Genomic DNA, 15,918 nt, shown 5'->3' on the forward strand with positions numbered 1-15,918 from the left:
TAATTTTTCGCATTATAATCACAGTAAAAAGGAGCGTGATTTTTATGTCCGAAAAGACAAATACAGACAGCAAACTTCCCTACACCTGCACCTCTGCTTATGACCGTGAAGCATGTAAGGGCTGCGTCTGTTCCACCTGCTATGAACAGGAATTCTGTGACAGGTGCAGCACCTGTGAAAAGCAGTCTAAGCGCAAAGAGCGCTGCAATGCTTACGAGGGAGCATACAACTACTAGAGTATGTCTGAGAGGTTCTAAAGAATGCCTAGATGGCTCTAAACTAAAATAAGTCTGAATACAGCTTTCCGAGATTTCGGATATGGTAACTGTACTCAGACTTATTTTTTCGGCCTTTCCAGATAGCCCTACACTATTTTACAGGGTTATCTGGCTAAGTTCTTAGTTTTTCTTATACAAAATTGGATTAACAGCCTGCCTTGGCAGCCTTTTCCTTCTGTCTCTCATCCCACAGCTGGTCGGCTTTTTCCTTCCAGCAGGCAGCGTACTTATCGCACTTGCCGCAAAGGTGCTCTGCACTTTCCGGTGACTGCAGGTCTGTAGATTTCGCGCCAGTCTCTTCTACCAGCTTGCGGAGGATTTCCGGGTTTTCCAGCATTGGACATGGACGCAGCATATTCTCATTGAACGGCTGATTGTCATGATATGCCTGGAAAATCGGACTCTTCAATGCATCAAGTAAGGAAGTATCCTTGATATTGCAGTTTGAATAATGAATAAATACACAAGGCTCCACATCACCATTTGCATTAATATGCAGGTAATGTCTTCCGCCTGCAATACATCCATGAACAAACTCTGCATCGTTCTGGAAATCCAGGGTGAAAATAGCCTTTGTGCTTCTGTACTGGCGGATTGCACGATACATTTTCTCACGCTGTTCTGGTGTAAGAAGAAGCTCCGGGGAAGCATCATTTCCAACCGGCATATAGTGGAAGAACCATGCAAATAATGCGCCGCAGTCAATCAGCTTATCGAAATATTCCTCACTGCTTACACTGTCTACATTCATTCCTGTATAGCAGGTTGAAACACCAAATGGAAGACCTCTGTCCTTGAGCAGCTTCATCGCATGCATAACCTTCTGGTAGATACCTTCTCCACGGCGTCCGTCATTGGCTTCCTCTGAACCCTCCAGACTAAATGCCGGAACAAAGTTTTTCACTCTTAAAATTTCATCACAGAATTCCTCATCAAAAAGTGTTCCGTTTGAGAAAGAAAGGAACTCACAGTCCGGGTGCATCTCGCAAAGCTTAATCAGATCCCTCTTGCGGACAGTTGGTTCACCACCTGTATAAATATACATGTAAACACCCAGCTCTTTCCCCTGGCGGATAATGGAATCAATTGTCTCCAGATCCAGGTTCAGCTTATGACCATACTCTGCTGCCCAGCATCCTGTGCAGTGAAGATTACATGCACTTGTTGGATCCAAAAGAATTGCCCACGGAACATTACAGTTATTTTCGGCTGCAACCTCTTCCTGTCTTGCACTTCCCTTTAAGCTGGCATTTACAATAAAGTTCTGAAAAAATGTTTTACGAACCCCAGGATCAAGCTGATACAGATTCATGATCAGCTTATACCAGTTGCTGTCTGTATCCTGAATCGCATTACGAATTGCATCCCTTTGACTCTTATACCAATCCTTTGGGGTGAATTTATCAACCAGCTCCATCAGCTTCGGAATGTTTGTCTCCGGATCTTTTTCCAGATATTCTAATGCTTTTGTTACTGCACCTTCCATAGCGGCCTGTTTTGCCTTATCAATCAGTTTCATAATGCTCCTCCTTTGTTTAAGCTATGATACAAATCCCATGAACATGTATTTTTCATGGAACCTATTTCCTTAAATTCTATGTAACGTGGCTGATTCTTTCGCCGCAGGTTACTTTCATGAAATTTCCTTGTATTCTTCCTCGCAGACTACATCGCCGTTTCCCCGGATTTTCACCGTATAGACAGCTACGCACAGCTTCAGGATACCTTCCAGCAGAAAACCGATTCCGGTAAAGATCACCGTCATCTTCGCGCCCCCTGCAGGATCAATGAGAAGAATCATTCCGAACACGCCAGTCACAACGGCAATGATCAAAATTCCCCACCACAGTTTCAGCCCGAATTTTTTCGCTTCTACTGACATCTGGATACGAAGCAGCGCATCTGCCAGGATCACTAACCCGAAGATTACAAAAATCAGGCGAATAATGTATTCCCTTCTCACCAGAATCAGAATTCCAATGGCAATCATCAGAATCCCAAATCCCAGATCAAACTGAAAAGCCAGACAGTAGAAATCTCTGGAAAAATAGCCGATAATCTTAATGATCCCATCTGCAATAAATAAAATTCCTGCAAGCACGCAGATTATTTTCATCGCTTTTGTAGGGTTCACCATGAGAAAAATTCCAAGCGCGCAGAAAATAACTGCCATTACAATATAGCCATTCCTTGCTATTTTCAAAGTACCTGAAGAATTCATACAGATCCTCCTTTCTGTCTTCCTCTGCTTTTCATGCCCCTCATTATAATGAGAATTTTTCCCAAAAGAAACGGACAAAAAAAGAACTGTGTCTGAAATTCAGACACAATTCCCGATTTGTCTAATTGAAAATTTCACTCATTAGGTATGTCAGATAATTTTCAGCTGGGCGGGCTTGGCTCCTGCTGCCTTCTCCAGGGTTTTCTCGAAGGTGTTGCCGTACAGCGCCCGGATCTTCCCTGCATATTCCGTAAGATCATAGGACATCCTGTGATCCATCCAGTCCAGCATGACCCCTGTCATCACACATTTATAAAAATGCATGAGAACCTTTACTTCTTCTTTCTCCAGAATTTCCGGATCAAAGTTATGCTCTGCGTACTGACTGACTATGTACTGGCACATTTTATCCAGGGCATTGGTAAAGTTCTCTCTCTGCAAAGAACCGTAAATATGAAGCATAGCCTTCCGGTTCTCCCCAATAAGGTTCACCAGCACCTCCAGACATTCCAGCACAGAATCTATTTCTACCGGCTGCTCAAATGCCTTATCCACTTCCCGCTTAAGCGCACATTCCACCACATCCGAAATATCCCGGAAATGGTAATAAAATGTATTACGGTTCACCCCGCAGCGCTCTACAATATCCTTAACTGTAATCTTCGCCAGCGGCTTCTCATTGAGCAGTTCAAATAATGTTTTGATAATAACCTCTTTTGTAAAACTGGACATTTTCTCACCTGTCGCTAATTCGTTAAGTTATTATCACAGATTATGCCACAAACCTTTCAAAAAAGCAAGCGCGGCGGCTATTAAAATTTTTCAGAAATTGTGTTGCATTTGCTTCTGGTTTCCACTACACTCATAAAGTGGTCTGCCTCACAATTCCGGAGCATTTTTTCAAACATGTTCCCATGTGGGGCTTTTAATAAGAAATTCTTAAGATTTTACCCCTTTCATCTTAAAAATTATCTGGTAACTTATAAATCACAGGGGAGGTGAAAAAGAAAGTGGCAGCAATTCTTGTTTGTGATGACGATAAAGAGATCGTGGAGGCCATCAGCATCTATCTGGAACAGGAGGGACATCAGCTTCTGAAAGCTTATGACGGTCAGCAGGCACTTTCCGTTCTGGAAAAGGAAAAGGTAGATCTGCTGATTATTGATGTTATGATGCCAAGGCTTGATGGAATCCGGGCTACCTTAAAAATCCGTGAAGAGCATGCTCTTCCTATTATTATTCTTTCTGCGAAATCTGAAGATGCGGATAAAATTCTTGGACTGAATGTCGGCGCAGATGATTATGTAACCAAGCCGTTTAGTCCCCTTGAGCTGATTGCCAGGGTACGTTCACAGCTTCGCAGGTATACCAAGCTTGGGGCGGCTGTTTCCATTGAGAGTCAGCATGTTTATACAACGGGCGGACTTATGGTGAATGATGACCGGAAGGAAGTGCAGGTGGATGGCGAGGTTGTGAAGCTTACGCCTATTGAGTATAATATTCTGCTTCTTCTCATTAAGAATCAGGGACGGGTATTTTCTATTAATCAGATTTATGAAAATATCTGGAATGAGGAGGCGATTGCGGCGGATAATACCATTGCGGTGCATATCCGGCATATTCGGGAAAAAATTGAGATTAATCCGAAGGACCCACGGTATTTGAAGGTTGTTTGGGGACTTGGGTATAAAGTAGAAAAGATTTAGTGGTTTCCCGGACGCGCTTGGACAATTGGTATTCCACGCAGGTCGGTGCAACGCTCCGGCGAACTAACTGCTAAATGCGCACCTGGAATGACCTGCTTAGGAATACCAACTGCCCAAACGCTGTGAATTGACTAAAACTATTTAATTATGAGAGTGATATAACATAGCGGAAACGCTATTAAGAAAGGGGTTATAGAATATGAAGAAGAAAAAATGGTACCGCAGTGTGTCCATGAAGGGGAATTTGCTGGTTTTGCAGTATTTGCTGCTGGGGGCGGTTCTTTTCTGCGGGGTGATGTTTGTGTCACTGCAAATGCAGGGGCTTCGGGTTTCGGACTCGGGGAAGGAGTATGTAGATTCCCAGGCATTTGCTAATAAGTTTTATGGCGCTTCCATGGATGTAGCACATGCAATTTCGGGGACATTTGCTTATGGGGACTTTGAGGAAGATACTAATGAACAAACATCAACTTCCTTAACTCAAGGTGATAATTCTACAGACGCTGCCGTGACTTCTGGGGCAGTTTCTGCAGACAGCCGCGTTGTAGATCTAAGCGAGGTGGCAGCGGATGAATCACTTTCCTTCACCAACACATCCGGACTTGCCTACTCTCTTTCTGATTTAAAAGAATGGGCACAGATTCCGGATTATGATTCTGAAAGTGCAGCCCCAATTGTAGTCTGCCACAAGGCTTCCGCTTCTGAGGAATCCTTCTCACTTCCTATGGAATATTATTACGCAGATGATTTCCTGAAAAAAATCAACGCAGGGGAATTTGCACTTTCTGTCTACGCGGATATTGATGATTCCGGGAATCAAACATGGTTTACCTACCATGAACCAGATGAATTTGCAGAAGATGATACCAGTGACTACAAGAGATCCATTATCGAGAGTATCAAGACTGCCATCCGCTCTGGGGATCTGGATCCGGACTTTTTCTCCAATATCCAGGTGAAATCAAAAGACGGCGCTACCCTCTACGATCAGATTTATTCTTATCAGGGCTACTACCATCTTACAGAATACTTTGCCCCACAGGGTGCTGACAGCCTTTTGGATGTACTGAATTCCAATGCCAAATGGAACAACGGTATTGACGAAGCATTTGAAGATCTTTATACCATTCTTTCCCAGCTTGGTGTTTACAATGATATGAAACAGGAACTGGACGCTTACGCACAGGGGCTGTCCAACATGAGCTACCTCTATATCAATGAGGATACAGGCAAAATACTTTCCAATGACAGCGACCTGGTGAAAGAACTGGATTACAGGAAATCCAGCGGAGTTTCCATTACAGCTTCTGGAACCCAGGCATCCACAGATTCAAAAAATATCAATTCTGCTGAATCCCAGAATTCCACAGCTTCCAAAAGCATCAGCTCCGCAATTGATTACTACCAGAATCTGCACGAGATTCTGGATTCCAGGGAAGAAGTTTCCTATATACTGATTCAGTCTAAACCCGAAGAATTCACCAGCAATCTGAAGGGACTTGATATCCGTGACACCTTTCCTGGCAATGACATTACTGCAGACAGCTGGAAGGAATCGCTGCACAGCGCTCTCCTTGAAGAAACTGGCAACTATATTTTTGCAGCTTATGTAAACCAGAAGCTGCCTGTCACCGATGTCTTTTCTTCTGGAAAATCATTTTTTGATTCTTATTCCAGATATACAAGGCCTGTATTTTGGATTGGAATTTTGTGCTTCCTGCTGTTTGTGGCTTCCTTTGTATTTCTTACCGCAATTGCAGGCAGAAAAAGTACAGACGAGGAACTGCATCTTTGCTTCTTTGACCGCTGGCCTACCGAGCTTGCTGCCGGACTTGTAGTAATTGCCTGGCTTCCGGTTATTGTCTTTGGCTTAACCCATCTGCCAATTGCAAGTTACCAGATTGCACGGCTGCAAAGTTCTCTGATCGATGCATACTTCCTTTTCAGACTGATGCTTTTCGGACTTTACACTTTATTCTGGTTCCAGATCGGCTATCTTAGCCTGGTAAGAAGAATCAAGGCAAAGCAGCTGTGGAAAAACAGCATCCTGAGACGGCTTCTTCTCCTGATCGTAAAAATCATCAAAAAAGCCGCTCACAAAATCCGCGTTCTGGCTGATTTCTACGCCAGAAATACAGCAGCCAGATTAAAGGTAACCTTCGCATTCCTGGTCTTTGTTTTCCTGAAATACTTCATCTGCGCAGTATTTCTTGACAGCGGTCTTTTGTTCTTTGGCTTCAGTTTCCTGGTGGATCTCCTGATTCTGGGATTGGGCATAACAAAGGCTTATCACCAGGAACAGATTCTGAAAGGTCTGAAGGAAATCTCCGGCGGAAATCTCCAGTACAAGATTCCTCTGGACAAACTGTCCGGTAATAACAAACGCATTGCCGAATACATCAACAACATCGGAAGCGGACTTGACGCAGCAGTAGAAAACAGTGTAAAAAATGAGCGTATGAAAACCGAACTGATCACCAACGTTTCCCATGACCTGAAAACCCCGCTGACCTCTATTATCAGCTACATTGATCTTCTCAAACGTGAGAATTTCACAGACCCTAAAGTACTGGAATATCTGGATATTCTGGAAGCAAAAGCAGCGCGCCTGAAAGTACTGACCGAGGATGTAGTAGAAGCTTCCAAAGCAAGCACCGGAAACCTAACTCTGAACATGACCAACCTGGATTTCGTAGAAATGCTTCATCAGGTGATCGGAGAATTTGAGGAACGGTTCGAGGAACATCATCTCACCATGATGGTACACTTCCCGGACGAGCCCTCTGTGATCTGCGCAGACGGACAGAGAATGTGGCGTGTGCTGGAAAACATTTTTGGCAACGTAACCAAGTACGCAATGGAAAAGACCAGAGTTTACGCCGAAGTGCAAAACGCCAGAAACCAGGTGATCTTTTCCCTGAAAAATATTTCCGCCCAGCCTCTTAACTTCGCAGCAGAGGAATTAACCGAGCGCTTCGTCCGCGGCGACGTAGCCCGAAACACGGAAGGCAGCGGCCTTGGCCTTAGCATTGCCAAAAGCCTTACGGAACTCCAGGGCGGCAAATTCCAGCTCTACCTGGACGGCGACCTTTTCAAAGTAACCATCACCTTCCAGGCCCAGACCCCCAGTCAACCCACTCCCTCCCTGCCCGAGCAGCCAGAACCGGAAGTAAGATAACATCTTAAAGCAATCAGAGCCGGAAATAAGATAACATCTTAAATATTAAAAAAGTCTCCCGCACATTCTAATAATAAGATGTGCAGGAGATTTTTTATTCCTCTTGTCGATAACCAGCGGTTTTGCAATGTATATTCATGTAGCAGGTCATTTCAGGAGCGCTTTTAACGGAAACGAGATCCACTGCCTACGAAGACTTAACATCGAAGGCTCTCCTGAGATATTTAGTCGTAGTTGGCAGTTAGCTCGTTGGAGTGTTGCGACGACCTGCGGTGAATATACATTGTGAAAGCGCGTCCGGCTAGCGATAATCTCAATACTCCAGTCTCGGCATGTTCTTAAATTTCTCAAACTCCGCGTCCGTACATTTCACATAATGTGTTCCGCCAATATGGTGATAAGTACCTTCCCCATAATTGATTCCTGAAGTCTTATAATCATAAGTCTCCGCAACACGGTTCTTCTCCACAGCCGGGTTCGGGGACGGGATTGCGGAAAGAAGGCTTCTGGTATACGGATGCATTGGATTCTCGAAAATCTCCTCCGTAGTACCTGTCTCAAGCAAATGTCCCAGATGAAGAACTCCGATACGGTCTGAAATATATTTTACCATAGAAAGGTCATGAGCAATAAACAGATACGCAGTACCTGTCTCCTGCTGAATATCCTTCATCAGGTTTACCACCTGCGCCTGAATAGAAACATCCAGCGCAGAAATACACTCATCCGCAATAATCAGCTTCGGGTTCATGATCAGCGCACGGGCAATGCCGACACGCTGTCTCTGTCCGCCGGAAAACTGATGCGGGTATCTTGCCGCATGCTCCGGAGCAAGACCAACCTTTGCCAGAATGGCTTTGATCTTCTCCTCTCTCTCCTCTTTGCTCTTGTACATATGATGGATATCAAGACCCTCACCCAGAATATCCCGAACTTTTTTTCGGGGATTCAGAGATGCCATAGGGTCCTGGAAAATCATCTGCATCTGTGTTCTTAATGCCTTATTGGTTTCCTTGTTCATCTTGCCGCCGATATCCATACCGTTGAACTTAATGGTTCCTGCGGTGGGGTCATAAAGGCGGATGACACTTCTTCCGATGGTGGACTTTCCGGAACCGGACTCTCCAACCAGTCCATAGGTTTCCCCAGGATAAATTTTGAAGGAAACGTCTTCTACTGCATGTACGGTAAAGCTGCTGCTCACCTTAAAGTACTGTTTTAATCCATCCACAGTAAGGATCGGCTCAGCATTATAATTTACAGCCATGTTCCTCGGCCTCCTTCTTCATTCTTTCGATTCGATTCTTTAACTCCACTGGCATTTCCACCTTCGGAGCTCTTGGATCAAGAAGCCAGGTTGCTGCGAAATGATCCTTTGTGATCTGAAACATCGGCGGCTCTAACTTGTCATCGATCTCCAGGGCGTAGCGGTTACGGGGTGCAAAAGCATCGCCAGGCTTTTCATGAAGCAGGTTTGGCGGGGATCCCGGAATGGTGTACAGTCTCTCATCGTCCGTATCCAGGTCCGGCATGGAGGAAAGAAGTCCCCAGGTATATGGATGGCGCGGATCGTAAAAGATCTCGTTGGTAGTTCCTCTTTCCACGATTTTTCCTGCGTACATAACGTTGATGAAATCTGCAACCTTGGCAACAACTCCAAGGTCATGTGTAATATAGATTACGGAAATTCCACGTTCCTTCTGAACCTTCTTGATCAGCTCAATGATCTTCGCCTGGATGGTAACGTCAAGAGCGGTAGTCGGCTCGTCGCAGATCAGAAGATCCGGGTTGCAGGACAGGGCAATGGCAATTACCACACGCTGTCTCATACCGCCGGAAAGCTGATGGGGATAATTCTTCATACGCTTCTCAGGCTCTTCGATTCCAACCTCTCTCAGAAGCTCTACTGCACGGTCCCATGCTTCCTTCTTCGGGGTTTTGAAATGCCAGCGCATACCTTCCATAATCTGTTTTCCGATGGTCATAGTCGGATCAAGGCTGGTCATAGGATCCTGGAATACCATGGCAATTCGCTTGCCGTTAATATGTCTGCGGATCCATTTTTTGTCTTTTGTCAGGATATCTACTGTTTCAGGAGTTCCGTCTGCATGATGATAGCTGAACTCGATGGTTCCTTTTTCTACCTTTGCATTGGATGCAAGGATTCCCATTGCAGCTTTCATGGTAACGGATTTACCGGAACCGGACTCACCTACGATGGCAACTGTCTCGCCTTTGTAAAGGTCAATGTTGATGCCTCGGATAGCGTGTACCGTTCCTGCTGTTGTGGAAAAGGTGATATCCAGGTCTTTGATATTAAGAATTCTTTCATCTGACATTGAAAATCACCTCACATTTCTTTTAATTTCGGATCAAGTGCCTCACGAAGGCCGTCAGCTACAAGGTTGAAGCTGAGCATCAGAAGTGCCATAACAATGATCGGCGGGATGATCTGATAGGGATGAGTGGTAAAGAAGTTAAATCCGTCGGAGATCAAAGATCCCAGGGAACACTGCGGTACCGGAATTCCAAGTCCTACGAAGCTTAAGAATGCCTCTGTGAAAATCGCGGTAGGAATGGAGAACATTACCTGTGTGATGATCGGTCCGATAATGTTCGGAAGTACTTCTTTGAAAATAATGAAGAAGCTGCCTGCACCAAGTGTTCTGGATGCAAGTACGAACTCCTGCTCTTTTAATTTCAGCATCTCTGCACGGGCAATACGGCTCATGCCGATCCACTCCGTGAGCATCAGGGCAATGACGATGGTCAAGATACCAGGTTTAAATACCAGAAGCATCAGGGTTACGATAACAAGTCTCGGAATACCGTTGGCAACCTCCAGGATACGCTGCATGACCATATCCACTCTTCCGCCAAAATAGCCGGAGATCAGACCATAACTCATACCAATGAGCATATCGATGATGGCTGCTGCGATTGCAATGATCAGGGAAACACGGGCTCCAGACCAGGTTCTTGTCCAGATGTCACGGCCTAAGTTGTCGCTTCCGAACCAGTAATAAACATCGGTAAGGCCTTTTTCTTCGTAATTGTTAATGGTTTTGGTTCCTTTTGAGGTATTGAAATTTTCGTTTCCATCGAAAATACCAAATTTCTCAAGAGCTTTTACACGGGGTGCACAGTTCTTTTCATTTAAGTTCTGGCCGGAATATGTATAGCCGTTCATACCCGGACCAATGGCTGCCATGATGGTAATGAGGATGATCAGAATCAGACCAACAATGGCGCTTGTTTTTCTTACGAAGCGGAGCAGGACATCTTTCCAGAAGCTCTGTGCCGCAAAGTTGGAATCAATGCCGATCTCTTCTGCATTGTTTTTCAGGCGGAAATCAGATTCTACAGGAACGTATGCTGCCTGAACATTTTCTGCTGCGGTGCTTTTTTCCATGATGTCAGTCTCCTTTCTTTGCAAGTCGGATTCTCGGGTCGATCACACCGTAGAGAATATCTACAACCAGCATAATTACAATATACATTGCGGAATAAATAAAGCTTAAGGCAATGACCACGTTGTAGTCATTGGACTGGATGGCATTTACCAGAAGGCTTCCTACTCCAGGGATTGCGAAGATTTTTTCTACTACCAGAGAACCAGTCATCAGGTCTACGATCAATGGAGCAAGAACGGTAATAATCGGGATCAGGGCATTTCGAAGTGCATGACGGAAAATCAGTGCGGATCCGGAAATACCTTTACTCTCTGCCAGAAGCATGTAGTCACTGCCCAGAACCTCCAGCATTTCGCTTCGGGTAAAACGTGCAATGGATGCCATAGTAAACATGGATAGCGCGATACTTGGCAGCACGCTGGACATGCCCGCATTGTTTGCCTTATACAGCATTGGGAACCACTGGAGACGGAAACCAAGGCTGTAGCTAAGACCAAGGGCAAATACGTAGGACGGCACCGACACACCGATAACCGATATGATGGTGGCCAGGGAATCCCATATGGTATTATGCTTCAAGGCCGCCAATAGTCCCAATAGCAGGCCCACAATGGCTCCAATGGTTACAGCAAGTCCTCCGATTCCAATAGAAATAGGAAGTCTTGTCTGGATCATCTGGGAAATCGGGGTGTTCTTGGAAATGTTGTAGCTGACGCCAAGGTCACCCTTTAACATATTCTTGGCATAATTTGCAAACTGGACAACTACGGGTTGATCCAGACCGTATTTTACGTACAGCGCGGCACGCTGGTCGTCATTTAACTTCTCATCATTGAACGGGGAACCTGGCATGAGCTGCATCAGGATAAACAGCACCAGCAGGATTACCAGCAGTGTAAAGAAGGAAGTTAAAACTCGTTTGAGCGTATATTTTTTCACGACAGTTCCTCCTTGGGTTCATTCGTTGCAATCCACAGAATAAACAGGTTGGTTCTTATTTGTTCTGCGGATGGCAACGGCATTATTACTTCAAAAGCCGCACCGGGTAAAACCCTAGTGCGGCTGAAGTTATTCAATTGATTACTTATTCAGATTTTACTGCATTTTTGTATACACGGTTCAGTGCGCATGGATGGAAGTCTACGCCAGTTACTGAGCTGGACATCATCTCTGCGTTTGCCTGTGTGTAAAGCGGGAAGATTACAGCGTCATCCATAACAAGTTTCTCTGCGTCATACATTCTAGCCCAACGTCCTTCAGCGTCTGTGCAAAGGTCACCAGTTGTGCACTCTGCGATGATGGAGTCATACTCTTCGCTGCTCCACAGACCATAGTTGTTGGAGTTGTCTGTAATCCACATTCCAAGGTAAGTCATTGGGTCTGCATAGTCTGGTCCCCAACGGGTAAGCGCTACTTCGTAGGTTCCGTTCTGCATATCCTCAACACGCTGTTTCTTAGGCTCTACTGTAAGGTTTACAGTTAATCCTGGAAGAGCTGTCTCCCACTGCTCTTTCAGAACCTGTGCAACCTTTTGAGGTGCATCATCAGCGTCAACGATCATATCAAGCTCAACCTCTGTCTCGCCAAGTTCCTCAAGACCTTTTGCCCAGTAATCAGCAGCTTTCTCTGCGTCATATGTGCAAACATCGGAGAATTTCTCCTGATCTTCAGAGAAGTCAGATCCGTCTGGACCTGCAGCAAACTGCATAGGTACTGCTGTGTAAGTCGGAAGGGAACCATCTTTCAGAACGTCTGTTGTGATGGATTCACGATCGATTGCCATTGTCATAGCAAGACGGATATTTAAGTTCGCAAGCTCTGGAACAGCTGAGATGTTAGGGCTTACATACCAAAGATATCCAGCACCGATTGTCATGAACTCAGGATCATCTTCAACCTGGTCAACCTGCTCACCGTTTACAAGTGTAAGATCAAGGTCGCCTGTCTGATAGCTCATAAGAGCCTGCTGGGAATCCTGAATTACCTGATAGTTAAGTCCCGGAAGGGAAATGTTGTCTGCATCATAGTAGTCAGCGTTCTTTGTGAGGTGAATCTCTGTTGCAGCTGGCTCATAGGTATCAAGTACGAATGCACCGTTGGAAAGTGTTGTCTCCGGGCTTGTACCAAAAGTATCTGCGCAGGATTCAAAGAATGCTTCGTTTACAGGATAGAATGTTGGGAAATACATCAGTGACAGGAAATAGGATACCGGAACGTTCAGCTTAACTTCCAGTGTCTTGTCGTCAACTGCTGTAACACCAAGCTCAGATTTGTCTTTCTCACCAGCGATGATCTCTGCTGCATTCTCAACCTGGCCAATGTCGCTTAACATGTAAGCATACTCGGAAGCTACATCCGGGTCTACTGCTCTCTGCCATCCGAATACGAAATCGGATGCGGTTACAGGATCACCGTTGCTCCACTGTGCGTCGTCACGAAGATGGAAAGTATAGGTAAGTCCATCATCTGATAAATCATAGCTCTCTGCAATGGCCGGAACTGCCTGTCCGTCTGAGTCCATCTGCATAAGACCATCGGTATAGTCTGCGATTACCTCAAAGGATGTTCCATCAGTAGCCTGCTGTGGGTCAAGGGACTGTACCGGAGTTTCCAGCATAACATTCAGGTCAGATGTGCTTTCTTCTGCTGCAAAAGCTACGGTGCCAGTGCTCATGAGACCTACTGTCATTGCGGAAGCTGTCAAAAGGGAAATTACTGCTTTTGACTTTTTCATAATCATTTCCTCCTCTTCTCGAAAATAGATATAAGATTGTTTAATTATACGTCTTATATCTGCTTTTCGTATAATAGCACATCACCGCTGTAAAGTAAAGAACTTTTTGTCTAAATTGTGAACTTTTTTCTGTACAATGTGGGCATGTGTGTTTGTGAGGCGGACTTTTGGGGGATTGTGTCCGTGATGACGGACTGGAGGGGAGTTTTGTTGGGGGAGTTGATTATTTGAAAATGAGGGGTTTAGTTAATCAAAACAGACGATTTCCCCCATGTGTGCCGGGACAAACAATGGGGGAAATCTGGTTGTTGAAAATATGCTGCTTTGTGGAAATTAATGTGTTGCTTCGCTGAAACTAAGTTTTAGTTTATTAGATTACGTAGTCGTCTGCGCTGGCGGCTTGCCAGTCAAGGAGGTCTCCTAATGTAATATTGTCTACTACTTCGTTGATGGCGTCGTCAATCTTCTTCCAGAGAATACGTGTTACGCAGGCGTCGCCTTTCTCGCAGCCGGCTCCGTCTGGGGCTACGCAGTCTACAGGAGAGAGGCACCCTTCGGTAAGGCGAAGGATCATTCCTACGGTGTACTCCTCCGGTCTGCGCTGCAGGGAATAGCCGCCCTGAGGGCCGCGGACACTTTTCACATAGCCAGCCTTATTTAATACGGAAATGATCTGCTCCAGATATTTCTCGGAAATCTCCTGTCTGCGCGCTACATCCTTCAGCCTGATCGGTTCCCCATTATCATTGGTAGCCAGGTCAAGCATTAACTTTATTGCATATCTACCCTTTGTGGATATTCTCATTTCAATTCCTCCTGCTCTGTGATCCTGCCTGTGCCAGCGGCAGAATCCATCTACAGAAGATTATACCTTTTAATTCCTATTATTTCAATAGGAAATTACCTTTTATTCGTATCCGCCAAATGGGGCATCCCCTTCAATGTTGTACAGGATATAGCTGGTAAGAAGATCTGGATCATTGCTGCTGTATTCTACACCGCTCCAACCTTCTGGAACCTGCAGAGGAAGTTCTGAGGACTGGACTTCCGGGACATACAGATAAAATTCGGATCCAGGGACCAAACCGTATGGTTCTTAATAAACTTTCAGACAGTCATCTATAATTTCCTGGGTTCCAGATTCCTGTTCCAGCTGAAGATCTGTCAGCTGCATGGAGTATACGTGGTCGTTAAGTTTCTTTATCTCTGTAAACTTCCCGGTAAAATCACTGCAGTACATGGTGTAGCTGTAGCCTTCGCCTGCTGTCACATCGCTGTCTGAGAAAGAACCGCTGAAGCTTCCGTCCTGATTCAGATTCAGCATTGTGCTCCATGCACCTACACCGCTGGCGAAAACAAAATTTGAGGGAGTTCCCTCTGGAAGTGTATCTACTGCAGTCCACTGTTCCTTTGCTACTGTTTTCAGATAATCCAGTACGCCTGCAATAGTCATACTCTGCGCACCAGCTGCCGCCCGTACAGACAGACCGGTTTTTAACGTGAAATTCTTCTCACTGCCTGGGGTTCCTTCGTAAACTACAGGAACTGCAATGTCACCAAATGTCTTAATTGCCAGGATATCCGTGTTTCCATCCTCATTGTAGTCTACAAAGCTGATGGCATCTAACTTGGTAAAGCCATAGCTGAGCACTGGAGGCGTCACCAAACTGTCCAAGGTTTCCACAGGTTCTTCATTCTGGATGATTTTGAAAATTACATCTTTTTCTCCGTCAGCCGGAGCATAGGATGCAAACCATACATCTCCAGTGTATTCGGAAAGCTGGGTCTGGAAGGTCTGATCTTCAATAATGCCATTGCGCCAGTTGGGGGCTCCACAGGAAATGACGTCTGCATTTGAAAGATCATTTTCCTGATTCTGGTCTGCTGCATTTTCGGTCTGCACAGACAAGACTTCCGTATCTTCAGCCAGTACTGGCTGAGCGGCTGTCAATGTTAAAATGCCTGCTATTGCTATAAAAATTGGGGCTGGGAGTTTCTTCATGGAAATACTCCTTTCTTATGAAAATAAGTCTGTAATGGGAATTATAAGAACTTCTTTTTTCTACTATATTAAATTGGGCATTATTAATTGTAACCTTTATTTTTCTCTGGACCGTGTTTGAAAAAAGGAATTCTGCAAAATATGCGGCATAATTGATATAGAAAGGATGATTTGATTTTTAAGAATTTGGACAATAAAAAACGATAACCAATCGGCTACCGTTTCATTTACTGTACCTTCAAAACTACATACATGTTACATCCTCTTTGGAATCTTTTGAATCATTTCTCAACCTTGCGAATAAATCGGAAGTTCCATCTCACTTCGTTCGATGGAACGACCTTCGTGCTTAGCACTCAGGTCAAGCCCTCACCCGATTAGTAGCA

General features: G+C 45.0%; 14 protein-coding genes. 3 read left to right on the forward strand and 11 right to left on the reverse strand.

Annotated features, from left to right (window positions below):
* Positions 1–44: 44 nt before the first annotated feature.
* On the forward strand, positions 45–236 hold the full coding sequence (locus tag OCV70_RS02755; RefSeq protein WP_021926543.1) for a hypothetical protein: 192 nt from the start codon (positions 45–47) through the stop codon (positions 234–236).
* Between the two features lie 187 nt (positions 237–423).
* Here OCV70_RS02755 and OCV70_RS02760 read toward each other — a convergent pair whose 3' ends face one another.
* From OCV70_RS02760 to OCV70_RS02770, 3 genes are all read right to left on the reverse strand, one after another.
* The gene (locus OCV70_RS02760; RefSeq protein WP_173765629.1) at positions 424–1,797 is read right to left on the reverse strand and encodes a radical SAM/SPASM domain-containing protein; all 1,374 of its coding nucleotides are present in this window, start codon (positions 1,795–1,797) and stop codon (positions 424–426) included.
* A 114-nt stretch (positions 1,798–1,911) separates the two neighbouring features.
* Complete coding sequence (locus tag OCV70_RS02765) at positions 1,912–2,499, reverse strand: HdeD family acid-resistance protein (protein ID WP_173765627.1); 588 nt, start codon at positions 2,497–2,499, stop codon at positions 1,912–1,914.
* Positions 2,500–2,649: 150 nt separating this feature from the next.
* Positions 2,650–3,231: a TetR/AcrR family transcriptional regulator gene (locus OCV70_RS02770; RefSeq protein ID WP_173765625.1), complete on the reverse strand. Its 582-nt coding sequence runs from the start codon at positions 3,229–3,231 to the stop codon at positions 2,650–2,652.
* Positions 3,232–3,509: 278 nt separating this feature from the next.
* Between OCV70_RS02770 and OCV70_RS02775 the strand changes: the two genes are divergently transcribed.
* Positions 3,510–4,205 carry a response regulator transcription factor gene (locus OCV70_RS02775; protein WP_021926539.1) on the forward strand — a complete coding sequence of 232 codons (696 nt, stop codon included), beginning with the start codon at positions 3,510–3,512 and terminating at the stop codon, positions 4,203–4,205.
* A gap of 199 nt (positions 4,206–4,404) precedes the next feature.
* Positions 4,405–7,383 carry a sensor histidine kinase gene (locus OCV70_RS02780; protein ID WP_173765623.1) on the forward strand — a complete coding sequence of 993 codons (2,979 nt, stop codon included), beginning with the start codon at positions 4,405–4,407 and terminating at the stop codon, positions 7,381–7,383.
* Positions 7,384–7,696: 313 nt separating this feature from the next.
* Here the strand turns inward: OCV70_RS02780 and OCV70_RS02785 are convergent, their stop codons facing one another.
* The 8 genes from OCV70_RS02785 to OCV70_RS02820 form a co-directional block, all read right to left on the reverse strand.
* Positions 7,697–8,650, reverse strand: coding sequence for an ABC transporter ATP-binding protein (locus OCV70_RS02785; protein ID WP_021926537.1), 954 nt, complete (start codon positions 8,648–8,650; stop codon positions 7,697–7,699).
* On the reverse strand, positions 8,634–9,722 hold the full coding sequence (locus OCV70_RS02790; protein ID WP_021926536.1) for an ABC transporter ATP-binding protein: 1,089 nt from the start codon (positions 9,720–9,722) through the stop codon (positions 8,634–8,636). Before OCV70_RS02790 ends, OCV70_RS02785 begins: the two co-directional genes overlap by 17 nt.
* A gap of 11 nt (positions 9,723–9,733) precedes the next feature.
* Positions 9,734–10,795, reverse strand: a complete 1,062-nt coding sequence (locus OCV70_RS02795) for an ABC transporter permease (protein WP_021926535.1) — start codon at positions 10,793–10,795, stop codon at positions 9,734–9,736.
* A gap of 4 nt (positions 10,796–10,799) precedes the next feature.
* The gene (locus tag OCV70_RS02800; protein WP_021926534.1) at positions 10,800–11,735 is read right to left on the reverse strand and encodes an ABC transporter permease; all 936 of its coding nucleotides are present in this window, start codon (positions 11,733–11,735) and stop codon (positions 10,800–10,802) included.
* A 145-nt stretch (positions 11,736–11,880) separates the two neighbouring features.
* A complete protein-coding gene (locus tag OCV70_RS02805) occupies positions 11,881–13,530 on the reverse strand; it encodes a peptide ABC transporter substrate-binding protein (protein WP_021926533.1) in 1,650 nt (549 codons plus the stop codon).
* 370 nt (positions 13,531–13,900) lie between these two features.
* Entirely contained in the window at positions 13,901–14,335 is a 435-nt protein-coding gene (locus tag OCV70_RS02810; protein ID WP_021926532.1) for an RrF2 family transcriptional regulator, read from the reverse strand.
* A gap of 102 nt (positions 14,336–14,437) precedes the next feature.
* A complete protein-coding gene (locus OCV70_RS02815) occupies positions 14,438–14,614 on the reverse strand; it encodes a hypothetical protein (protein ID WP_173765621.1) in 177 nt (58 codons plus the stop codon).
* A gap of 12 nt (positions 14,615–14,626) precedes the next feature.
* Complete coding sequence (locus tag OCV70_RS02820) at positions 14,627–15,532, reverse strand: hypothetical protein (RefSeq protein ID WP_173765619.1); 906 nt, start codon at positions 15,530–15,532, stop codon at positions 14,627–14,629.
* Positions 15,533–15,918: the final 386 nt, after the last annotated feature.

It is taken from the genome of Blautia acetigignens (assembly GCF_025566865.1).
GTDB classification, from domain to species: domain Bacteria; phylum Bacillota; class Clostridia; order Lachnospirales; family Lachnospiraceae; genus Blautia_A; species Blautia_A acetigignens.